The sequence below is a fragment of the Brevibacillus gelatini genome (genome assembly GCF_003710935.1).
Classification (GTDB): domain Bacteria; phylum Bacillota; class Bacilli; order Brevibacillales; family Brevibacillaceae; genus Brevibacillus; species Brevibacillus gelatini.
This window is the reverse complement of record NZ_RHHS01000007.1, coordinates 1-20760: the sequence shown is the minus strand read 5'-3', so window position 1 is coordinate 20760 and position 20760 is coordinate 1. Positions and strand designations below refer to the sequence as shown.

21 protein-coding genes are annotated in these 20760 nt (G+C 52.8%); 14 read left to right on the top strand and 7 right to left on the bottom strand.

Annotated elements, in window-relative coordinates:
* Both EDM57_RS01635 and EDM57_RS01630 read left to right on the top strand, forming a co-directional pair.
* On the top strand, positions 1–635 hold a 635-nt coding region (locus EDM57_RS01635), incomplete at its 5' end, for a BclA C-terminal domain-containing protein (RefSeq protein WP_122903045.1).
* A 160-nt stretch (positions 636–795) separates the two neighbouring features.
* A complete protein-coding gene (locus tag EDM57_RS01630) occupies positions 796–1896 on the top strand; it encodes a histidine kinase N-terminal domain-containing protein (RefSeq protein ID WP_122903044.1) in 1101 nt (366 codons plus the stop codon).
* Positions 1897–2002: 106 nt separating this feature from the next.
* Here the strand turns inward: EDM57_RS01630 and EDM57_RS01625 are convergent, their stop codons facing one another.
* From EDM57_RS01625 to EDM57_RS01605, 5 genes are all read right to left on the bottom strand, one after another.
* Positions 2003–3037, bottom strand: a complete 1035-nt coding sequence (locus tag EDM57_RS01625; RefSeq protein WP_122903043.1) for an acyltransferase family protein — start codon at positions 3035–3037, stop codon at positions 2003–2005.
* A gap of 156 nt (positions 3038–3193) precedes the next feature.
* Positions 3194–3502: a hypothetical protein gene (locus tag EDM57_RS01620; protein WP_122903042.1), complete on the bottom strand. Its 309-nt coding sequence runs from the start codon at positions 3500–3502 to the stop codon at positions 3194–3196.
* A gap of 85 nt (positions 3503–3587) precedes the next feature.
* Positions 3588–3791 (bottom strand): cold-shock protein, encoded by a 204-nt coding sequence (locus EDM57_RS01615; protein ID WP_122903041.1) that lies wholly within the window; start codon positions 3789–3791, stop codon positions 3588–3590.
* A 168-nt stretch (positions 3792–3959) separates the two neighbouring features.
* Positions 3960–4436: a hypothetical protein gene (locus EDM57_RS01610; protein WP_122903040.1), complete on the bottom strand. Its 477-nt coding sequence runs from the start codon at positions 4434–4436 to the stop codon at positions 3960–3962.
* A gap of 117 nt (positions 4437–4553) precedes the next feature.
* Positions 4554–5099, bottom strand: coding sequence for a GbsR/MarR family transcriptional regulator (locus EDM57_RS01605; protein ID WP_122903039.1), 546 nt, complete (start codon positions 5097–5099; stop codon positions 4554–4556).
* Positions 5100–5357: 258 nt separating this feature from the next.
* On the opposite strand from EDM57_RS01605, the gene proV reads away from it, so the two are divergent.
* The 7 genes from proV to EDM57_RS01570 all read left to right on the top strand — a co-directional run bounded on the left by proV (position 5358) and on the right by EDM57_RS01570 (position 12080).
* Complete coding sequence (proV, locus tag EDM57_RS01600) at positions 5358–6581, top strand: glycine betaine/L-proline ABC transporter ATP-binding protein ProV (protein ID WP_122903038.1); 1224 nt, start codon at positions 5358–5360, stop codon at positions 6579–6581.
* Positions 6581–7420, top strand: coding sequence for an ABC transporter permease (locus EDM57_RS01595; protein ID WP_122903037.1), 840 nt, complete (start codon positions 6581–6583; stop codon positions 7418–7420). Before proV ends, EDM57_RS01595 begins: the two co-directional genes overlap by 1 nt.
* Positions 7421–7431: 11 nt before the next feature.
* Complete coding sequence (locus EDM57_RS01590) at positions 7432–8355, top strand: glycine betaine ABC transporter substrate-binding protein (protein ID WP_122903036.1); 924 nt, start codon at positions 7432–7434, stop codon at positions 8353–8355.
* Positions 8356–8563: 208 nt separating this feature from the next.
* Positions 8564–9274 (top strand): ABC transporter, encoded by a 711-nt coding sequence (locus tag EDM57_RS01585; protein ID WP_246005710.1) that lies wholly within the window; start codon positions 8564–8566, stop codon positions 9272–9274.
* Between the two features lie 31 nt (positions 9275–9305).
* The gene (locus EDM57_RS01580; RefSeq protein WP_122903034.1) at positions 9306–10040 is read left to right on the top strand and encodes an AAA family ATPase; all 735 of its coding nucleotides are present in this window, start codon (positions 9306–9308) and stop codon (positions 10038–10040) included.
* Between the two features lie 272 nt (positions 10041–10312).
* On the top strand, positions 10313–11203 hold the full coding sequence (locus EDM57_RS01575; RefSeq protein WP_170163345.1) for a DUF2167 domain-containing protein: 891 nt from the start codon (positions 10313–10315) through the stop codon (positions 11201–11203).
* 322 nt (positions 11204–11525) lie between these two features.
* Positions 11526–12080, top strand: a complete 555-nt coding sequence (locus EDM57_RS01570) for an amine oxidase (RefSeq protein ID WP_246005711.1) — start codon at positions 11526–11528, stop codon at positions 12078–12080.
* A 92-nt stretch (positions 12081–12172) separates the two neighbouring features.
* On the opposite strand, the gene EDM57_RS01565 is transcribed toward EDM57_RS01570, so the two are convergent.
* A complete protein-coding gene (locus EDM57_RS01565) occupies positions 12173–13699 on the bottom strand; it encodes a vWA domain-containing protein (protein WP_122903031.1) in 1527 nt (508 codons plus the stop codon).
* Positions 13700–13840: 141 nt separating this feature from the next.
* Between EDM57_RS01565 and EDM57_RS01560 the strand changes: the two genes are divergently transcribed.
* The gene (locus tag EDM57_RS01560) at positions 13841–15001 is read left to right on the top strand and encodes an iron-containing alcohol dehydrogenase (RefSeq protein ID WP_122903030.1); all 1161 of its coding nucleotides are present in this window, start codon (positions 13841–13843) and stop codon (positions 14999–15001) included.
* Positions 15002–15233: 232 nt separating this feature from the next.
* Here EDM57_RS01560 and EDM57_RS01555 read toward each other — a convergent pair whose 3' ends face one another.
* On the bottom strand, positions 15234–15785 hold the full coding sequence (locus EDM57_RS01555) for a hypothetical protein (RefSeq protein WP_122903029.1): 552 nt from the start codon (positions 15783–15785) through the stop codon (positions 15234–15236).
* A gap of 118 nt (positions 15786–15903) precedes the next feature.
* On the opposite strand from EDM57_RS01555, the gene EDM57_RS01550 reads away from it, so the two are divergent.
* Genes EDM57_RS01550 through EDM57_RS01535 form a run of 4 tightly spaced genes read left to right on the top strand, consistent with a single transcriptional unit; the run spans position 15904 to position 20400 of the window.
* A complete protein-coding gene (locus EDM57_RS01550) occupies positions 15904–16524 on the top strand; it encodes a TetR/AcrR family transcriptional regulator (protein WP_122903028.1) in 621 nt (206 codons plus the stop codon).
* The gene (locus EDM57_RS01545) at positions 16502–16717 is read left to right on the top strand and encodes a hypothetical protein (RefSeq protein ID WP_122903027.1); all 216 of its coding nucleotides are present in this window, start codon (positions 16502–16504) and stop codon (positions 16715–16717) included. Before EDM57_RS01550 ends, EDM57_RS01545 begins: the two co-directional genes overlap by 23 nt.
* Before the next feature lie 25 nt (positions 16718–16742).
* On the top strand, positions 16743–19025 hold the full coding sequence (locus EDM57_RS01540) for a DEAD/DEAH box helicase (protein WP_122903026.1): 2283 nt from the start codon (positions 16743–16745) through the stop codon (positions 19023–19025).
* Positions 19015–20400, top strand: a complete 1386-nt coding sequence (locus EDM57_RS01535) for a ribonuclease H-like domain-containing protein (protein WP_122903025.1) — start codon at positions 19015–19017, stop codon at positions 20398–20400. The genes EDM57_RS01540 and EDM57_RS01535 overlap by 11 nt, the downstream gene beginning before the upstream one ends.
* The last annotated feature ends 360 nt before the right edge of the window (positions 20401–20760 follow it).

Sequence of the window (20760 nt, the reverse complement as noted above, 5' to 3'; positions counted from 1 at the left end):
GACCCGCTGGAGCCACGGGAGCAACAGGAGCCACGGGAGCAACTGGAGACACGGGAGTAACCGGAGCCACGGGAGTAACCGGAGCCACGGGAGTAACCGGATCGACGGGAGTAACTGGAGCGACGGGAGCAACCGGATCGACGGGAGCCACCGGAGCGACAGGAGCCACTGGAGAGACGGGAGCAACAGGAGCCACCGGAGCAACAGGAGCCACAGGCCCCACCGGAACTGTCTTCACAAACATCAACGCCTTCGCCGCCAACACGGGAGGTGCCTTGATTGCAGTTGTTTTGGGAGGAACCAACGTCCCTCTGCCCAACAACCAGGTGCTCAACGGCATTACCGTCGGAGGGGGCAACACAACCTTTACCGTTCCATCCGCAGGCAACTACCTGATCTCGTACTCCGTCAACACGACGGCTGCTCTGGCCATCAGCACGCGGCTGATGATTAACGGCACCGCGTTTGCTCCATCTGTCGTTTCACCAGTGCTATCTCTTTCCTCCTTCCACAACACCGTAATCGCTCCGCTAAGCGCCGGGTCGACCATCACCCTGCAACTTTTCGGCCTGCTGGGAGCGGCTACCTTGCTGACAGGAGCAGGGGCGACGTTGACAATTGTAAAGCTGAACTAAAACAGGCTGTACAGGCAAAGGGGCAGCGAACGCGCTGTCCCTTTGCCCATTTTACAAAGGACATGTAAATGTCATTCACGCACCAACGGGTGTGATAGTATAATATTAGTCGGAATATTATTATCGGAAAAATTATGCTAATCATTCGGAGTGGGGACAGGTGGCATTGGACGAATTGGCACTTTTTTTGGGCGAGCACGAGGAAGCGGTGGTCGAAGAGTTCAGGAAACGGAGCATGGTGTCTGAGCGCGACCGGTTCAACGGGATGATTCATTTGAACGGACAAGCCATGTACCGCATGGTGGCCGACTATCTCCGTTCGAAGATTACGCATGAGGATATTAAACTGTTCGCTTCTAAAGTAGCGAATGAGCGGAATCAAGCGCAGAGCAACATCGGTGATTTCATATTTAACGTGTGCCTGGGCCGCGAGTTGGTGCTCAAAGTCCTGCAAAAAGGCTCTTTTCCGGCAGGTCTTCTCTTGGAAGCCATGATAAAAATCAACGAGTGCTTCGACGTTTTTCTCGTGCATACCGTTTCCAGGTACACGGAGCTCAAGGACAGCGACCTGGAGGAAAAAAAGCTGTATATAGAGCGGTCGCACAAGGACAGGCTGACGATCCTGGGGCAAATGGCTTCGAGCTTTGTACACGAATTCCGTAATCCGCTGACCGCTGTCTTGGGATTTTCCCGGTTGCTAAAAGAAGACTATCCGGACTTGCCGTACGTGGATATTATCGAGAATGAGCTGAATCAGCTCAATTACCGTGTGTCCCAGTTTTTGCTGGTTTCCAAAAAAGGAGCCGTACATAAGAACAAAGAAGTATTTAGCATAGCTTTACTATTTGAAGAAATACTTTCCTTTCTCTATCCGAACATCGTGGACGTAAATGCGCAGATTACATGCACAATTGACCCGGGACTCCTTCTGGATGGCTACCGGGACGAGATGCGGCAAGTGTTCATCAACATTATTTCCAATGCGCTGGACGTCCTGCAACGCAAAAACGGCGACAAGGAAATTGCCATCAACGGACATCGCATCGACGATATGATAGCGATCACGATCTCCAACAATGGTCCGTCAATTCCGCCAGACCTGCTGTCGGTCATTTTTGAACCGTTTTTTACCACAAAAGAACTGGGAACGGGAATCGGGCTGTACGTCTGCAAGGAAATTATCGAGCGGCACGGCGGAGTGATTACGTGCGAGTCATCTGACCGGCAAACCGTATTTTCCATGTACTTCAAAGATGCCTAGCAGAGGAAGCAGAATCATTCCGGAAACCTGCCCGAAAACGCAAGAACGACCAGTGCTTTCGCAACGAAAGTCAACTGGTCGTTCTCGGTATTGGCGTCCCGCCGTTTTATTGCAGCCGTTCCCGCCGTCCTTTCCTGCCCATTTTCCCCAACTGCTCCAACCCTTTCACCAGAAAGACCAATAGCAGCGCCAAAAGGTAACTGCATCCGACGATCAAGCCCAGGTACAGAAGCGAGTACCAGGTGTTTTGAAAGACCCAGGCGACTTCTCCGTAATGCTCAAACAAAAAATCTTTGAACATGATCAAAAAGGCGGAGTGAAACAGGAAAATGAAATAGGTCAAGCCTTTGCGGAACTTGAGGCGAAGATGATCCACCAGTTCCAGAAAAAAGACCATGAGCACGAGAAAGGACAGCAGTGTTGCAAAAACGAAGCTCAGATGCACCGCCACATACAGCTTGCTCGAGACGACAAAAAACATGGCGGCAGCAGTCGCAATGCCCGTCGAGAGCATCAGGACGGAGCGGTTGTTGCGCAAAAAAGACAGAATGGCTTCCCGGTACCAGTACAACAGATGGCCCATATACAGCGTGAAAATCCAGCTAGGCAGCATGTGGCGGGTGGACAGGCCAAGCCATCCTTTGTGCAGGTAGTTGATGTAGACGTACTGAACGCCAAGCAAAAGCCAGATGACGTACAGGATGTTCTGCTTCGTAATCCACTTGCGAAAAATATAGGCAAACACGTAATATTGGCAAATCATGAACACAAAATAGAGGTGATCGCCCGTTTTCCCCAAGAAAATGTTGGCGAAATCCTCAAACGTATGGGGCATGGCCTTTTTTAGCAAATAGTGATACAGAATGCCCGACACCAGGTAAGGCAGAACAATGTACATGACCTTGCCCGCAAAAAAATCGCGGGGCAGCGGCTTTTTGACTTCAAAGGAATAGGCGGTCAAATAGCCGGTTGCGATTGTCAGCAGCACAGTGCCGTAACGACTGATCTGATTGAGGGCGACAACCCAGAAAGGATCGTTGAAATAAAGCACCGATGCCGTAAAATGCCCGACCACAACCAAAAAACTTGAGAACAGCTGGATGTAAAACAGCGACTTCAATATCTTTGAATCGGTATACATAGGCATTCCCCTTTACTTGTTCATCGGCTTGCGAGGCGGTCAAAGAGCGGATAAGCCAAGACAATATAAAAGCGAATTGCCCCTATCGTAAAAAATGAATTTTTGAATTAGATTTGATAAGAAAAAAAGCCACACAACAATGTGCAGCTTTTGGCATTATTTTTTTGCCTTGTTCCTTTCCGCAATCGCCTGGCTGACCACGAAGGCCAAATCGTCGTTGCCAAACAGCGACAGCACGCCAAGGATGGTGGCGTCAGGAATTTCCTCTGCTTCCTCTTTGGGAACGGTATTTTCCAGCATTTGAGCCAGCAGATGGTTTTCTCCCTGGGCGGGATAGGCTTGGCGGTACAGCTCGCGCGCATCCAGACCGTTGTTGACGCACCACTGGGCAAAGACGAGAATCATCATGCCTTCATCGCGCTGATAAGCCTGGATGACTTGTTCTTCCATCTCTTTTCGGTTCATGGGCATCTCCTCTACCAATCGTTCGTGTCATGTGCATAATTGTAGAGAAGAGGAAGAATGCCCGCAAGAAAAAAGAAAGAGCGAATCATGAATGGCGCTTGCTGTGATTGGCCAAAACGGGAAGCACCCGCGTCTCCTTTACCATTTTCGAATGGCAAAAAGGGCAGCTCGGCCTCTCGTCAAAGGAAAAGTTATCTCTCATCCAGCACGAACATCCATCATTGCTGCACGTCCACACATCTGTTTCCTCTTCTTCGACCGGAACAACTGCTTTCTTCGAGAAATACACATGAACTCCTCCTTTGCGGGGCATCGTGCTTTTCAGCCACCTCTATTAATGTGTGAAAGACGGCCCGTGAATATGCCAAGATTTTCTGCCAAAGCAAAAAAACCTCCTGACATGGCATCAGGAGGGGGCACCCGTGAAAGGATCGTATTTGGAGGAAGGAAAATCCAGCTACTTGCGCAAGGAAAAGCCTTCTTCTTTCAGATAATTTTCCGCTTCTGCATACGACTCAAAAGAAGCTTCCAGATTCATGCCGTGGTAGACGTTCCACAGCGTGTCCTCCTGTTGCAGCAGCAGCGTGGAATTTTCCTTGTCAACCCAGGTTTGCACGATTGGCTCGGTTGATTCCGTCTTTGGCTTCGGCTCGCGTTTGACAGAGAGAGACTGGATGGAAGCTTCGATGATCGCGCGCAATTCCTCTGCGGAGAAGTCGCGAATGTTGACGTAGCCTTTTTCGTCTTTGGGATAGCCTTTCAAAAAGCCTGCAAATACGAAGCCGTTGCCATTCGGATGCAGATGGTATACGACTGTCTTTTTGTCGTGCAGACTTGCCTCGTAGTGAAAATTGACCCGCTTGAGCGAGACGTTGTGCCGGGTCAGTTGCGGAAATGATTCAATAATCGCCAGTTTTTCTTCAAAAGTAAGCATGAATTCCTCCGATGAGAAAGGTTTTGTTTGTCGATTATATCATAGGTGGGACAAAGAAACGGGATGCACCTGTATGGGCGCTCCCGTTTTTTGTTGCAGCGAGTCAAGGAATGCTTTCTAATCGCTCTCTTTTTTGGGGACAAACTGAAAAATATCGTGGGATTCAAAGGCGTCAATCAGACGCGACAGCCACGAGTAATACTCCAGGCCGTTTTCAATCCGGCTGATGCTCAGCTCGACGCGCGCTCTCAGCTCATCGGACAGGTCCTCAGACTGCTGGAGAGTGCGCAGCTCTTGCAGCGACTTTTTCAGGCTGTGCACGTTTTGCTCGCTGGCATGGCGCCACTTCACGGAGAACAGATCAATGAAGTTTTGGTACCAGTCGAGATTGACCTCGTAGTGGTCTTTGCGCGTCCCTTTTTTCCATATCTTTTCTACCATATTTAAGTCCATCAAGGTGCGAACGCCGGTGCTCATGCTGGTTTTGCTCATTCCCAGCGCTTCTCCCATCTCATCCAGCGTCATCGACTTGTCCTGAAACAGCAGCGTGCCGTACAAAAGCCCGGTAGACATCGTGATGCCGTACAAATCCATGTTGCGGGCCAACGTTTCGATCACGCGTTCCTGAGCTTTTTCGAGGATTTTTTCCTGATTCGTTTCCATTTTGAAAAAAGCAGCTCCTCTAGTCATTTTACCTGACTAGAATTGTACGTTTCCGCAAGCAAAAAGTAAATGGATACATCAAACAGTATATACGTGATATACTGCGAATACGGAAAGAAAAGTACGTAAAGTTTTTTCTGAACGCTGAAAATGCCCGATTATCGCGACTCATCCAGTTTGAGGCAAAAAACAGGGGTCGTTACAATTGTAAGGGTAAAGAACAGTCCGGATACGGGCGTAACAGTTGGAGGTGACCACATGCCCAAGATCAAAGTGGAAAATTTGACCAAAATCTTCGGACGACAGCCCCAACGCGCACTGCCCTACGTGAAACAAGGGAAGACCAAACAGGAAATTTTGAAGGAAACGGGTCTTACTCTTGGGGTGAACCAAGCGAGTTTTGAGGTGCATGCCGGCGAAATTTTCGTCATCATGGGGCTTTCGGGTAGCGGGAAGTCGACGCTCGTTCGACTCTTGAATCGGCTGATTGAGCCGACAGAAGGCAGAATCCTGATTGACGGTACGGATATTGTCAGCATGAACACAGAGCAGTTGCAGCAGGTCAGAAGAAAGAAGCTCGGGATGGTGTTTCAAAAGTTTGCCCTGTTTCCGCACAGGACCGTCCTGGAAAATGCAGCGTATGGCCTGGAAATCCAGGGCATTCCCAAAGCCGAGCGCGAAGCCAAGGCGAAAGCGTCGCTTGCGCTGGTCGGTCTGGCAGGCTGGGAAGCAAGCTATCCCGAGCAACTCAGCGGAGGAATGCAGCAGCGCGTCGGCCTGGCGCGTGCACTTGCCAATGAGCCGGATGTGCTGTTGATGGACGAGGCATTCAGCGCACTGGACCCGCTTATTCGCAAGGACATGCAGGATGAGCTGCTGGAATTGCAGAGCACGATGCAAAAAACGATTATTTTCATTACGCACGACCTCGATGAAGCGCTGAAGATCGGGGATCGGATCGCCTTGATGAAGGACGGTGCCATCGTGCAGATCGGTACCCCGGAAGAAATCATGACCAATCCGGCCAACGAATACGTGGAGCGCTTCGTGGAAGACGTCGACCGCTCCAAGGTGCTGTCTGCGGAGAACGTCATGAAGCGGGCAGAGACGATCACCCTGGACAAAGGGCCGCGCGTCGCCCTGCAAATGATGCGGGATCGCGGCGTATCGAGCCTGTACGTGGTCGACAAAAAGAAAACACTGTTGGGCGTGTTGACCGCAGACGCCGTCAGCGAAGCGAAGGAACAAGGAAAATCGCTGGAAAGTGTCCTGCGCACAGAAGTGCCAAAAGTCGGCCCGCAGACGCTGCTCAATGAACTGTTTGACCTGGTTGCCTTTTCCGATATTCCGGTGGCGGTGACAGGGGAGCAGGATCGTCTGTTGGGCGTGATCGTAAAAGGTGCCGTACTGGGTGGTTTGGCCGGAAAAGTGAACCAGGAATCGTCGCTTGCGGCAAGTGAAGAAAGGCAGGTGGATGCATGATGGACCAACTTTTTCCGAAGCTGCCCCTCGATAGCTGGGTAGAAACCATCGTAGACGGACTGGATGAGCATTTGGGCTTTTTGTTCGATTTTATTTCGACGTGCATTGGCGGGATGGTCGATTTCTTTCAGCTGATTTTGACCGGACTGCCGTTCTGGGTGATTATCATTTTGCTGACGCTGCTGGCGTACCGCGCCGGGAAGCTGTCTATCGCTCTTTTTACTTTCATTGGACTTCTTCTGATTCAGAACCTGGGTTATTGGGAGCATTCAATGGAAACACTTGCGCTGGTGCTGACCGCCGGACTCATCTCGATCATCATCGGGATTCCCGTGGGAATCTGGTGCGCGAAGAGTGATTCCGTCCAAAAGGTCGTGACGCCGCTGCTTGATTTCATGCAGACGATGCCTGCGTTTGTGTACTTGATTCCCGCGATCTTTTTCTTCGGATTGGGAAAAGTGCCGGGTGTCATCGCTTCCGTCATTTTCGCGATGCCGCCGACCATCCGCCTGACCAACCTGGGGATTCGCCAGGTGCCAGCGGACCTGATCGAGGCGACAGAGGCGTTCGGTTCGACCTATTGGCAAAAGCTGACCAAGGTACAGCTGCCGATTGCGAAAACGACGATCATGGCCGGAATCAACCAAAGCATCATGCTGGCGCTGTCCATGGTCGTGATCGCTTCGATGATTGGGGCAAAAGGCCTTGGCGCGGACGTCTATCGCGCTGTGACGCAGATCAAGATCGGAGAAGGCTTCGAGGCGGGACTGGCCATCGTCATTATGGCGATTTTGCTGGACCGCATCACGCAAGGAGTAGGAAAGAGAAAAAAAGCGTAGGAGGGGTTTTCATGAAAAAAGCAACCTGGAAAGGATTGGCAGTCGTACTGGGACTCGGCATGGTGATGGCAGGCTGCTCAAGCGCTGGAACTCCGCAAGGCAATGAACCGTCTGGCAACACCGGCTCGGCGGCATCCGGCAGCGTAGGCGCGGCTGTCGATCATAAAATCATCGGAATTGATCCGGGCGCCGGACTGATGAAGGCGACGGAAAAAGTTCTCAGCGAATACGGGCTGAAAGACTGGGAGCTGGTGGAAGGCTCCAGTGCCGCGATGACAGCCGCCCTGACGCAGGCGTACAAGGACAAAAAGCCGATTATCGTCACGGGCTGGACCCCGCACTGGATGTTCTCCAAGTTCGAGATGAAGTACCTGGAAGACCCGAAAGGCATCTACGGCAAAGAAGAGCAAATTCACACCGTCGTGCGCAAAGGCTTGAAGGAAGAGCAGCCGAGCGCCTACGCCTTCCTCGACAAGTTCGCCTGGACGCCTGCTGACATGGAAAAAGTCATGCTGGACATCGAAAGCGGCAAAAAGCCGGAGGAAGCGGCAGCCGAGTGGGTGAAAAACAATGAAGAGACGGTAAACAAATGGATCGAGGGCATCCAGCCTGCCACCGGCCAAAAGCTGACGCTTGCCTACGTGGCCTGGGATTCCGAGATCGCCAGCACGAACGTGGTAAAAACCGTCCTGGAGGAAAAGCTGAACTATCAAGTGGAGCTGAGCCAGGTCGAAGCAGGCCCGATGTGGATAGGGGTAGCAAACGGCGACGTGGACGGCATGGTTGCCGCATGGTTGCCGACGACACATGCGGACTACATGGAGAAGCTCGGCAAGGACGTAGAGGACCTCGGACCAAACCTGGAAGGAACCAAGCTGGGTCTGGCCGTTCCGACTTACATGGATATTACGTCGATTGAAGATTTGCAGAAGTAAACAAACGGTAAAATGATGGACGCAACAACGAAGAAAGCCAGCAGCGCAGGGGTCAATCCTGCAAACGCTGGCTTTTTGTGGTATATTTATCTAAAAAAGGAAATTTTAAGAAAAAAGTTATTGAAGGAAATGAAGTTTTCAGGAAAGGAATCGGAAAACCATGTTTAGAAAATCATACGAATTTTTCATCGTATTCCTCAAGTCGATCATGGATGAAAAAGTGTCATTAGCCTGGTCGATCCTGCTGCCTGTACTGTTGTTTTTTTCGATCAATTACAGTTGGTTCGACGCCAAACCGGATGTTTCAAAAGCCGTTTACTACTATGCCAGTTTCTGGGCTTTTTCGACAGTGCTGGTAGTGTTTAATGGGATTGGGCTAAGATTAACCGATTTTCGAGAGTGGGGCATCTTGAAAAGCTTTGTCTTCATCTGCGGCTCAAAAGTTCCGATTATCGGGGGACTTTTACTCACTCAAATTGTTTTTGGGCTCGTCACGCTTGCTTTGTTTACGTTTGTGATTTCAGTCGTCTTTGCTTACCCTGTTTTTCTTCTGTTTCTTACTGCTGCGTGTACCTATTTGCTCGTCTTGCTCCCGCTTTTTATGCTGTCTCTCTCGATTGCCAGCTTGTCGGTAAGGGCTTCATCTGCCTATACGATTGTCAACATGATGATTTTCCCGGCGACGTATCTGGCTATTTATCGAGGCGAGTCTACGGATTTTTTTAGCACTATGCTTTACTATTTAAACCCGGTTGAATACGTATTCCGTTTCTCCGTGTTTACCTATGAAGTATTGACCAATAACCTTCAACCGAACAGTAATCACCTGTTCCTTTTCATCATTTCGCTGGTCTACATCATGATTGGAAGCATTGCCTGGCCGAAAATAAAAATCGCTTCAACAGTAAGAAGAACCTAATCGCCAAAAGGAAGGAAAGAGTGGAGAACCGATGATTGAATTAAAAAATATATCGTTTTCCTACCCCAAGAGTGAAAAGAAAGCGCTCCATCAACTGAATATGAAACTGGAAGCGAATAAGGTCAACGTAGTCATTGGCCTGAATGGAGCAGGGAAAACAACGCTTTTTGATTTACTGACGGGAGTGTTGGCGATTCAGGAAGGGGCGATTGACGGAATCCCACCAGCGAACGAAATCGTCTATCAAACGCAAAGCTTGTACTTTTCGCCCATTTTGAAGGGCAGGGATATTGCCCGACTTATTTTACATATAGCGGATCAAGCGTTCGATAAAAATCCGGAGCTATGCTTGTCTCTATTGGATGACCGGGAAAGGGAACTGGTCAGGGAGCTTTGGAATCGGAAGTTTGGGCAAATGTCTGTCGGGGAAAGAAAATGGCTGCTTGTCACCTTGTTTGCCGAGATTGACAAACGCTTCTATTTGTTTGATGAGCCGACGAGCGGGGTTGACCCTACAGCGAGATTAAAAATATTGAGCAAGATTGCAGAGATAGCCAAAAAACCCGGGCACACAGTTTTGATGTCAACTCATCAATTGCAGGAGCTGGAATTTATCGATTGCCAAATTTTCATTCTCCATGCCGGGAATGTGAAGTATGCAGGCTCCTACCAAGACTTGCTGACTAAGTACGATACTCCTAATCCGGATAGGGCGTTTCAGCGTTGTGTGGAAAGCGAAGACCACTCACTGGGAATGGCCCAATAGTAAATTCATTCAGCCAGAAGGGGCTGTCTCAGAAGTCGCTGTTTTGACTTCGAGACGCCCCTTTTTCACGTGTTGCCTATTGCCGAGTCCTGCCTATGCGCAATCTGTCCTATAAAAGCAGGTCTTAAGTAATGAGAAAACAAATAACCATCCAATTATACCCAGTAAAAACGATTCATTTTTCCCTTTATTTTCTATAAAACCTTTGAAATGGGTAAAAAATCCCGGTAAGATAAGGGAGTTCGTGAAATAAATAGATAAGAGGGGTTAGCATGAGAAGAAGTGTTTGGCAATCATTTTTATTTACTTGCATGTTCGCTTTTGCGGCCGTTCTACCGGCAAACGCAGCCGGGAATTACAATTTTGTGGAAAGCGGAACGAAGGTAGAGATGGAAGGAAAGTTTTCCTTCACCGTTCCGGAAAACATGGTCTTTCTCAACAAAGACGATACGATCAAAATGGAGAAAGAGTATGGGGACATTCCGAGCATGTACGAAATCGGAAGCGTCCATCCGACTGAAGACGGTCAAAACTGGACCTTGTTTATCGAATATGAGGACACAGGACATATCAGCGACGACGAGCAAAACGAAATCGATGCCGACGCGTTGCTGCAAAGCTACAAGGACGGCACAGAAGAGGCGAACAAGCAGCGCGAGCCGGAAGAGCAGATTCATGTAATCGGCTGGAACGTAAAGCCGTCCTACAATGCCGCCACCCACGAGCTGGAATACGCCATGCTGGCAGAGAACTCGAAAAAAGAGCAGTTTCTGAACTACAAGCTGCAGGTGTTGACGAGAACAGGCCATGTTTCCTTCATTCTGGTCACGGATGTGCCGTCGCTTATGAAGGACAAGCAGACCTTGCGGGAAAAGATCATGAAAAACTTCGTGGTTAAGGAAGGGCATCGTTACACCGATTTCAACGCTGAAACAGACAAGGTCGCAGAGTACGGCCTGACAGGCTTGATCCTCGGAGGACTGGGCTTGGCCGCCGCAAAGAAACTGGGACTGTTGGCCATGATTTTGGCGTTTGCGAAAAAAGGCTGGATTTTGATTGTAGTCGCATTGGGAGCGTTGGGCGGCCTGCTGAAAAAGCTGTTTGGCAAAAAGAAAGACGAACAGCCGCCTGCCGATGCGGACGAGGAAAAGCCGTCCGCTTGATGAGCCGGGTATAGTAGCATTGGCTCTATAATATAGAAGGAACAGACAGCCGAATCTCTCGCGGGTGAGCGAGCGGAAACAGGCTGTCTTTTTCTATGGGAAAAGCTGATAATCCGACTCGTGCCGCGTCAGGATGAGGGCGAGGCAAAAGCTGTTCGTCAGTGAGATGGGTATCCCCTCGATTCGCTGGCGAAGCACAGACAGGGACTAAAAAAAGTCTTTACAAACCGACGGTCGGTTTGTAGTATAAGATCATCAGCAAGCTATCATGATGTTATTCGTTCTACATTTATAAGTAGAAAAGGAGAGCTGTCCCGTGTTCATGACCTTGTTCTGGATTTTTGTTGACCTGATTCCTTTTTTCGTCGCATTTCAGGTGCAGCCGCCTGCGCTCGGATTTGCCATCGGGTTTGCGCTCGCGCTGTTGATCTGCCTGTTTCAGAAAAAGAAGTTTGGCGAAGTAACGACGATCATTGCGATCAAGGTGTTTTACTTCTTTTGCGGCTTTTGGGTCGCTCTCTTGTTCCCAGCGTTTCGCCTGCTGGATTTTACCCAACTGTTCATGTACGCCATCCTCGCTGTGGCAGCCACCTGGTCGTTGTGCATCAAAAAGCCGTTTACGCTGCAATATGCGAAAAAGGTAGTGCCCGCTGAGCTTGTCTCGCATCCGCTGTTTCTGGCCTCCAACTTTTGGCTGACATTGATTTGGGCAGTTGCGTTCGGGCTGTCGCTCATTTGCTCTGTGCTGTTTGCACTCGCAGTCATTTCCGGGGATACGGGCGTCATGCTGGTCAACATCTGGAACATCCTTGGGCTTGCCGCGACCATTTTTGTCCGCCCTGTCGTGAAGCATTTCTTTTTAAAAAAGCAAGGTTAACAAAAAAGGCAGCACAATTGCGTGCGTGCCTGTTTTTTTTGCCCAAATGCAAACCGATGGTCGGTTTGGTTGGGGGCGCTGGCGCCTGTCTGTTAATGCTTGCGGAGAGCCAGACTGCTCTCGACGAGCTGGACAAAATCGCGCTGTTCCTCACCGGAGGCGTTTGCTTTTGCCAGCTCCAGTACGTCGTGCAGAGAACTGCGCTCCGACCACGGGCTTTCGCGGAGAATTTCGGCAAACTGCGCGACAGAAGCGAGAAACTTCAGCCCGGAAGACAATGTCTTTTGCACCTGAACGGGCTGACTGATTTCTTCTGTGCGACTGGTCGCAATGTCATGATAGCGGATGCGCACGGTGCCAAGCTGGTCGGTATCCGCTGCCTTTTTCAGTTTGACCTCGTAAAGCGCGGTGACGGTATGCCCGGCTCCCACTTCGCCCGCGTCTGTTTTGTCGTTGCGAAAATCTTCATCGCGGACGTCGCGGTTTTCATAGCCGAGCAGGCGGTACGAGTCGACTATGGCCGGATCGAACTCCACCTGGATTTTGACATCGCGGGCAATCGTTTGCAGCTTGCCGGTCAGCGCTTCCGTAAACACCCGTTTTGCTTCGGAAAAGGAATCGATGTAAGCGTAGTTGCCTTCCCCTTTGTCAGCGAGCTGCTCCATCAGCACATCGTTGTAATTGCCCATCCCGAAGCCAAAGGTGCTCAAATAAATCTCCTTGCGGGAAAAATCCTCGATCGAACGCAATATTCCTTCCGGGCCCGTCTCGCCCACGTTGGCTACCCCGTCCGAGCAGAGGATGACGCGATTGATCGCACCGGGTTCAAAGGAGCGGGAGGCCATCTCGTAGCCCAGCATCAGCCCTTCCTCGGCGTTGGTGGAGCCTTCCGGTTCAAGCTCGGCAATCGCGGACAAGATCGTTGGCCGCTGCTTGACGGAAGTAGGCGGGAGCACGACTCGTCCGGTGGAGCCGTAGACGACGATGCCGACTGTATCGCTTGGCTGGAGCTGGCCCACCAGGACGTTCAAGCTTTTTTTCACCAGTTCCAGGCGGTTTTCCCGGGCCATCGAGCCGGATACGTCGATGACGAAAACGAGATGGGCGGGTTTGCGGTCGTCGCTTGCGATTTCCTTGCCTTTGATCCCGATGCGGACGAGTTGCTGACCGGGATGGAAAGGCGAGGGGCCGCCGTCTGCGACGATGGAAAACGTGCGGTCTTTGGGAGCAGGATAAGCGGCGGGGAAGTAGTTGATAAACTCCTCCACGCGAACCGCGTCCGGCGGCGGCAAAGTCCCTTCGTGGATGTAGCGGCGCATGACGGTGTAGGAGCCTGTGTCTACGTCTGCCGCAAACGTAGAGAGCCGGTCTTCTGCGGTGGAGACGAACTGGTTTGTCCCGTAATTTTGAAAATACATACCATCTGTGCGCGAATGAACGGGTGCTGAGAGTGCAGTGTCTTGCATACTATAGCCGCCCCCGTATGCCGCTCGTTGCGGGCTTCCCGCTGGCTGCTGATGGGACGCGCTTTTTTCTGCGGCCAGCTGCTCAGACGAGCTGCAGCCGATCAGGGCCGCAACCAAAACGGCTATGCCACTTGCCTTTAAGATGTTTTTCATATGTCTATTCCCCCTTTTGCCTATGTGACGTGGAAAAAAAAGGAACGTTACACCGCTGCAACTATATTGCGCGAATCTTTTTGCGATTTTCTGGCTCGCAGCTCTTTCAGCTAGTATGATGGGGAAAAGGGAGGCGATACGATGAACGCATACAGCTATTATTGCTCTACACGTATTGAAATGGGAAAAGGCAAAGCGGGGGAGCTGCCGAAGCTGCTGCACGATCTGCGAAAAGGCACGTCTGTCTTGCTGGTCAGCGATCCGGGGGTCATCAAGGCAGGGCTGGTCACGCCGATCCAGGAGGCGCTGACGGCAGCCGGTTTTCAGGTGACGCTGTTTGATCGTCTTAGCCAAAATCCGCGTGATACGGAATGCCTGGAAGGGGCAGCCCTGTTTCGCGACACAGCTGCCGACATGGTCGTAGCGATTGGCGGCGGCAGTGCGATGGATACGGGCAAAACGATTGCGCTGTGCGGACCAAACGGCGGAACGCCTGCCGACTACGCAGACGGGCGACTGGCTTATGAAAACATCGCGCCGATCATCTGCGTCCCGACGACAGCGGGAACGGGCTCGGAAGTGACGCGCTCTGCCGTCATTACAGAGGCGGCCACGCACCGGAAAATGACGCTCAAGCACGCGTCTCTGCGACCAGTTCTGGCTGTGCTCGACCCGGCTTTGACGTACAGCGTGCCTGCTGCTGTCACCGCTGCTACCGGAGTCGACGCGCTCGTTCACGCTATCGAAGGCTACACGTGCAAGCTGACGAATCCGATCTCGCAAGCGCTCGGGGCCAAAGCGATGCAGACGATTGTGTCCGCTTTGCCCGCAGCTTACGCAGATGGGCAAAACGAAGCGGCCCGGCACGCGATGCTCGAAGGCAGTCTGCTTGCGGGACTGTGCTTTGGCTCTGCGGATGTGGCGGCTGTTCACTGCCTGGCCGAAGCGTTGGGCGGGCTGTACGATACGCCGCATGGAGTGGCGAACGCCGTCTTCCTGCCGCACGTGCTGCGCTTCAATGCGGCGGAAAACAAGCCCATGCACGCTGATCTCGCCCGCTACATGGGCTTTGCCACAGATGCCGACAGCGAAGAAGTTGCCGTAGACAAGCTGATCGCAGGTATTGCGGAATGGACAAGCAGCTTGCACATCCCCAAGCTGAAAGACTTGCCCGGCGTGAGCGAAGCAGACTTCCCCCGCATCGTGGAGCTGTCGATGCAAAACGGCTCGACGCCAAGCAACGTCCGCACGATTACGGCGGAGGATTACATGAATATTTTGGTCGAGGCTTATCGGGCGTAGTTTTTTCTTGCCTGTTGTTTGATTATCTTGCAAAATCGGGAAACCTTTTGTGGCGCGAGTGCAATTGTCAAGCCGATGTCCGGATTTTGCCGATCCCGCTCCATGTGTATGTATGGCCGAAAGCCTGGCTTTTACGCAAAAAAAGAACAGCGCACCTGTGCCCGCGCACAGCAGGTTCGCTGTTTTTTTGCTTCATCGTATCTGTACCACCTGGGTATTGACGGTATACCCGTCAAGAACTGGCGCTTTTGCTCCGTTTGGGCCAGACAAAAAAGCTGACGGTAATCAAGAAGTCAATTCCGACGATAACCGCCCATTGGGAAATGGTCCGCTCCAAAGCCCCGGTCCGCGAGGCATCCCCGACAATAAAGATCATCGCAAACAGCAAACCGGCTCCGATGAGATAAGCAAAGACATGCTTGAACCAGCCCTTGGCGTAGAAGCGGGCGTAAGCCATTCCATACAGCTTGGGCTTTTTCGCCAGCGGCTGTTTTTTCACATAGTACAAAAACTTTTCGTCCGCCCAGTGAATCATGCCTTTGCCAAAAGCGATCGACACGCCGATGTAGACGGCAGCCAGCGCATGCGCCCTGGTTGCGGTTGCGCCCTGGTACAAGTCGACACTGGTCACGGCGAGCAAAACAAGGTCGACCAGGGGAGTCAGCGCCAGGATAAAAAGTCCAAGCCGCTCCTTTCCCAAGCCATACCGCACGGCCAACCCCAGGGCAATCACGACCCAAAAACCAATTTCACAGGCAACGATCATCCACGCGATCCAGTTCACGTTCACGCTCTCCTTTTTTAATACAAATGTATTGTAAAAAGATTTTATCACCTGCCTTTATTTAATACAAGTGTATTATTTAATTGCTCGTCCTGTCCGGGCTTGGTAAAATACAGGTATGCCAAAACAAATCGATCACGAAAAACGAAGAGAACAAATCGCCCAGGCCACCTGGCGGGTCATCAGCGAGCGGGGAATGGAGGGAGCGACGGTTCGCAATATCGCCGCAGAGGCAGGGCTGTCGCTGGGGGCGCTGCGGCACTATTTCAGCACACAGGACGAGCTGCTGGCGTATTCGATGAAGCTCGTGAAAGAAAGAGTGACAGCCCGCATCCGCGAGATTCTTTCACTTGACCTGCCGCCGCGCGAGAAGTTTATCCGAACGATACTGGAGCTTGTGCCGATGAATCGGGAAAATATGGTGGAAATGGAGGTCTGGTTTGCCTTTACGGCTTACTTCCGCCATAAGCCGGGCAGATTTGACATGCAGGATGACGGCGTCTACCTTGGCCTGCAAAAGCTCATGGATTACGCCGAGCAAAATGGCCTTTTGCCTGCCAGTATTGACAAAGAGCTGGAGACGGAGAAACTCTATGCACTGGTCGACGGGCTTGCGCTGCATGCCTATATGCAACCGCAGCGTCTGGACGGGCCAAGGCTGGAGCGCGTGCTGATTCACCACCTGTCGGGGTTGATGGCAGCGGAAAAACAAAGCGATGCCCCCGATCGCCGAAGCTGAACCGATCCGGCGGGAAAGCGATTGCCAGGTAAATACCGTTTGCCAAAAAGCGGCTGCCAAGCTCATCTGGCAGCTTTTTCTATTTGCCGAAAAAAAGAGCGAAAAGCCCCTGTCCGCTCCGGTCTGCTTACGGCAAAAAACGGCTCCAGGCAAAACGTCCGCAGGGGTTTACAACCCGAACGCCCATTCGTAGAATAAGGGCAAAGAAGGTGAGCCTGGTGAAGATGAAAAAAGACATGGCAACGATTTTGGAGCATTTGAAAACAGACGAGCGTTTTCGTGACAATATAACCCATTGGCGGGTCATTCCTGCCCGTGAGGCCAAAACGGTTCCGTTTCCACAGGAAATGGATGCGCGCATCCGGGAAGCGCTGACGCGAAGAGGAATTGCTGCTTTGTACACGCACCAGGAGACGGCTTTTCGCCATGTGCGCGAGGGCAGGCATATCGTCGCGGTCACACCGACCGCGTCCGGGAAAAGCATGTGCTACCATCTGCCGATTCTCCAGACGCTGGCCAAGGACACGCAGGCACGCGCGCTTTACCTGTTTCCGACGAAGGCGTTGGCGCAGGACCAGAAGGCAGAGCTGCACGAGCTGATTACCGAAATGGGGCTGTCGATCAAATCGGAGACGTACGATGGCGACACGCCGGCCAACATCCGGCAAATGGTGCGCAAGGCGGGCAATATCGTCATCACCAACCCGGACATGCTGCACTCCGCCATTTTGCCGCACCACACCAAATGGGTTTCGTTTTTCGAGCATTTGAAATACATTGTCATCGACGAACTGCATACATACCGCGGCGTCTTTGGCAGCCACGTCGCCAATGTGATTCGCCGCCTCAAGCGGATTTGCGCCTTTTACGGCAGCGCGCCGCAGTTCATCTGCACATCGGCGACGATTGCCAACCCGCGAGAGCTGGCGGAAGCGCTGACAGAGGAACAGGTCGAGCTGGTCGACAACAACGGAGCGCCGTCCGGCGTCAAGCATTTCATCTTTTACAACCCGCCTGTGGTCAACCGCCAGCTCAACATCCGGCGCAGCGCCACGCTGGAGGCGCGGGACATTACCGAACAGTTTTTGACCAACGGCATCCAGACGATCCTGTTTGCGCGAAGCCGCGTCCGCGTGGAGATTTTGCTGACGTACTTGCAGGAGCTGATTAAGCGCAAGCTCGGCCCGAAAACGATTCAAGGGTATCGCGGCGGCTATTTGCCGAGCCAGCGCAGGGAGATTGAGCGCGGCTTGCGCAACGGCGACATAATGGGCGTAGTCAGCACGAACGCGCTGGAGCTTGGCGTAGACATCGGACAACTGCAGGCGTGCGTCATTACCGGGTACCCCGGCACTGTTGCCAGCACATGGCAGCAGGCGGGCCGGGCAGGACGTCGTCAGGGCGAGTCGGTCGTCGTCATGGTCGGCAGCTCGACGCCGCTGGATCAGTACGTGATCGCCCATCCCGAATACTTTTTTGACCGCAGTCCGGAGACGGCGCGGATCAATCCCGACAACCTCATCATTTTGGTCGACCATCTGAAATGCGCGGCGTATGAGCTGCCGTTTCGCGAAGGCGATACGTTTGGCCGGGCGGAAATTACGGAAGTTCTGGAATTTTTGACCGAGGAGCAAGTGCTGCACTATTCGCGCGGCAAATGGTTCTGGATGAACGATTCGTTCCCGGCGCACAACATCAGCCTGCGGTCGGCCTCGCAGGAAAACGTGGTCATCATCGACATCAGCGAGCGGGGCAACGAGCGGGTCATCGGGGAAATGGACCGTTTCAGCTCGCTGACGCTGCTGCACGAGGAAGCGATTTACTTGCACCAAGGGACGCAGTACCAGGTCGAGAAGCTCGACTACGAGGAAAAGAAGGCGTACGTCCGGGAAGTGCAGGTCGACTATTACACCGATGCGAATCTGGCGGTTCAACTCAAGGTGCTGGAGCAGGACCAGACGCGGCGCTACGGGCAGAGCGCTTTTGCTTACGGGGAAGTTTCCGTGCACGCGATGGCGACGATTTTCAAAAAGATCAAGTTCGAGACGCATGAAAACATCGGCTCCGGCCCGATTCATCTGCCGGAGGAGGAGCTGCACACGAACGCGGCATGGATCGGCTTTTCCGATTCGCTTCTGGAGGAGATCGGCACAGAGGACGTGGAGCGGGGGCTGGTCGGTCTTGCGCATGTACTCCAGCACGTCGCCCCGCTGTTTGTCATGTGCGACCCGATGGACTTGCACGTTATTCCCCAGCGCAAGGCCGTCCACTCGCAGGAGCCGACGATTTTCCTGTACGACCGCTATCCGGGCGGCATCGGCCTGTCGGAGCAAGTGTACAAGGAAATGGAAACGATTCTCACCCAGGCAGAGCGGCTCATCAGCTCTTGCCCGTGTGCGTCAGGCTGTCCGTCGTGCGTCGGCGCGACCGACGACGGCAGCAAGGAGCTGGCCATGACCTTGCTGCGCGTCGCCCAAGGGGGAAGCGTTCATGTCTCTTAAATCCAGGCTGCAACGGATGAAGGGGCACATGTCGCTGGACGCAGGCAAGGTGGCGAACGAGCCTGCCGCGGCAGGAGAGCAGGCCGAGCAGCCGGCAGGACATTCGGCAGGACAGCCGTCGGAACAGCCCGCGCCTATGCCGTCCGAACCCGAAAAACCGTCCATTCCCTTTACGGACAGATGGCAGTCCTTGCAGGCGGCCCCCTACTTTTGGGACGACGAGCACGTCATGATCCGCGAGGTGCGCTATCCCGTCAGCCAGCGGCACGGCGCCTACAGCTTTGCCCAGCTGCACGAGGCCATTGCCATCTGGGAGGCGTCCGGCAGGGAGCATCCCCTGTCGGCGGCGGGCAGGAAGGCAGAAGAGTTGCTGTTTTTTGACACGGAGACGACCGGGCTGTCCGGCGGAGCGGGCAACGCCGTTTTCCTGCTGGGCTACAGCCGCCTGGAGGGAGAAGAGGTTGTCGTGCGCCAGCATTTTTTGCCTGCCCCCCATGCGGAAGCGACGCTGTACCAGTCGTTTCTTGCGCAGGCCAAAAAATCGTCGCATCTGGTGACGTTCAACGGAAAGTCGTTCGACTGGCCGCAGGTGCGGACAAGGCATACGCTGGTGCGCGACCAGGTTCCGGCCTTGCCTGTCTTTGGTCACCTGGACCTGTTGCACGGTGCGCGCCGACTGTGGAAGGCCGAACTGGAATCGTGCCGCCTTGGAATCATCGAACAGGAAAAGCTGGACGTTTTCCGCGAGGACGATTTGCCCGGCTACCTCGCGCCTGTGCGCTACTTCGATTTTTTGCACTCGCAGGACCCTGACGTGATCGCAGGGGTGCTGCGGCATAACGAGACAGACGTCCTCTCACTCATTACGCTCTACATCCATATGACCCGGCTGCTGACGGATCAGCCCGACGTGGCCGCCTCCCCGGAGGAACGCTTTGAAATTGCCAGATGGTACGACGCGCTGGGCGACCAGGAAGCGGCGCTGGCAGGCTACCGCTTCGTCGCGGACAGCGGCCATGCCTGGAGCAATCGGGCAAGGCTTGCCATCGGCCACCTGTACAAAAAGCAGAAGGACTGGCGGCAGGCTTTGCATGTCTGGGAGTCGTGCATGGCATCGTCCGGTTATGTCCCCGAAGAGGTTTACATCGAGGCGGCCAAGCTGTGCGAGCACCAGCTCGGCGACGCGGAAAAGGCGCTCCGCTATACGCGGCAAGCCTACGAGCAGTGGAAAAAGCGGGGGACGCTTTTGCGCAACCGTTCCAAGGCCGAGGCGCAGGCGTATCAAAAGCGGATAGATCGGCTGGAAGCGAAGGTTATGGGTAGTGCCGGGCAGGAGAGTTTGTTGTCCGGGTTTTTCGATTGGGCGGATGAGTAGGGCACGGGAAAAAAGATGGGGCTGTCCAAAAAGTCCCAATATGCCAGAGGCACCAAAATGGCAACATTGGTTTGTCAAGGTTTTTGAAATTCAAAAGGGGCATCTCTAAGTCGAAATATCGACTTTTTATACGAAAATGCCCCCCCTAAAAAGCAAAAAAAGGGACGGACTACAGTTGGTTGCTAGATATATCCAAAATATGGTATTTACTTACACGACCTCAGTTGGTTCAATCATTACCTTGAACCCTTGTGATTCAATTCTCTTGATCCAATAATCAACAACTCGATCCTGATCTTGTAAGTAATCCCATCCAAACTCTTGATACGTTATGTTATTTTTCAACATGTGATATATAAT

What these genes read in the sequence shown, in the direction of transcription:
- EDM57_RS01625 (WP_122903043.1), bottom strand. Translation starts at nt 3,037, where the DNA reads ATGTATACCGATTCAAAGATATTGAAGTCGCTGTTTTACATCCAGCTG.
- EDM57_RS01620 (WP_122903042.1), bottom strand. Translation starts at nt 3,502, where the DNA reads ATGAACCGAAAAGAGATGGAAGAACAAGTCATCCAGGCTTATCAGCGC.
- EDM57_RS01610 (WP_122903040.1), bottom strand. Translation starts at nt 4,436, where the DNA reads ATGCTTACTTTTGAAGAAAAACTGGCGATTATTGAATCATTTCCGCAA.
- EDM57_RS01605 (WP_122903039.1), bottom strand. Translation starts at nt 5,099, where the DNA reads ATGGAAACGAATCAGGAAAAAATCCTCGAAAAAGCTCAGGAACGCGTG.
- proV (WP_122903038.1), top strand. Translation starts at nt 5,358, where the DNA reads ATGCCCAAGATCAAAGTGGAAAATTTGACCAAAATCTTCGGACGACAG.
- EDM57_RS01595 (WP_122903037.1), top strand. Translation starts at nt 6,581, where the DNA reads ATGGACCAACTTTTTCCGAAGCTGCCCCTCGATAGCTGGGTAGAAACC.
- EDM57_RS01590 (WP_122903036.1), top strand. Translation starts at nt 7,432, where the DNA reads ATGAAAAAAGCAACCTGGAAAGGATTGGCAGTCGTACTGGGACTCGGC.
- EDM57_RS01585 (WP_246005710.1), top strand. Translation starts at nt 8,564, where the DNA reads ATGGATGAAAAAGTGTCATTAGCCTGGTCGATCCTGCTGCCTGTACTG.
- EDM57_RS01580 (WP_122903034.1), top strand. Translation starts at nt 9,306, where the DNA reads ATGATTGAATTAAAAAATATATCGTTTTCCTACCCCAAGAGTGAAAAG.
- EDM57_RS01575 (WP_170163345.1), top strand. Translation starts at nt 10,313, where the DNA reads ATGAGAAGAAGTGTTTGGCAATCATTTTTATTTACTTGCATGTTCGCT.
- EDM57_RS01570 (WP_246005711.1), top strand. Translation starts at nt 11,526, where the DNA reads ATGACCTTGTTCTGGATTTTTGTTGACCTGATTCCTTTTTTCGTCGCA.
- EDM57_RS01565 (WP_122903031.1), bottom strand. Translation starts at nt 13,699, where the DNA reads ATGAAAAACATCTTAAAGGCAAGTGGCATAGCCGTTTTGGTTGCGGCC.
- EDM57_RS01560 (WP_122903030.1), top strand. Translation starts at nt 13,841, where the DNA reads ATGAACGCATACAGCTATTATTGCTCTACACGTATTGAAATGGGAAAA.
- EDM57_RS01550 (WP_122903028.1), top strand. Translation starts at nt 15,904, where the DNA reads ATGCCAAAACAAATCGATCACGAAAAACGAAGAGAACAAATCGCCCAG.
- EDM57_RS01545 (WP_122903027.1), top strand. Translation starts at nt 16,502, where the DNA reads ATGCCCCCGATCGCCGAAGCTGAACCGATCCGGCGGGAAAGCGATTGC.
- EDM57_RS01535 (WP_122903025.1), top strand. Translation starts at nt 19,015, where the DNA reads ATGTCTCTTAAATCCAGGCTGCAACGGATGAAGGGGCACATGTCGCTG.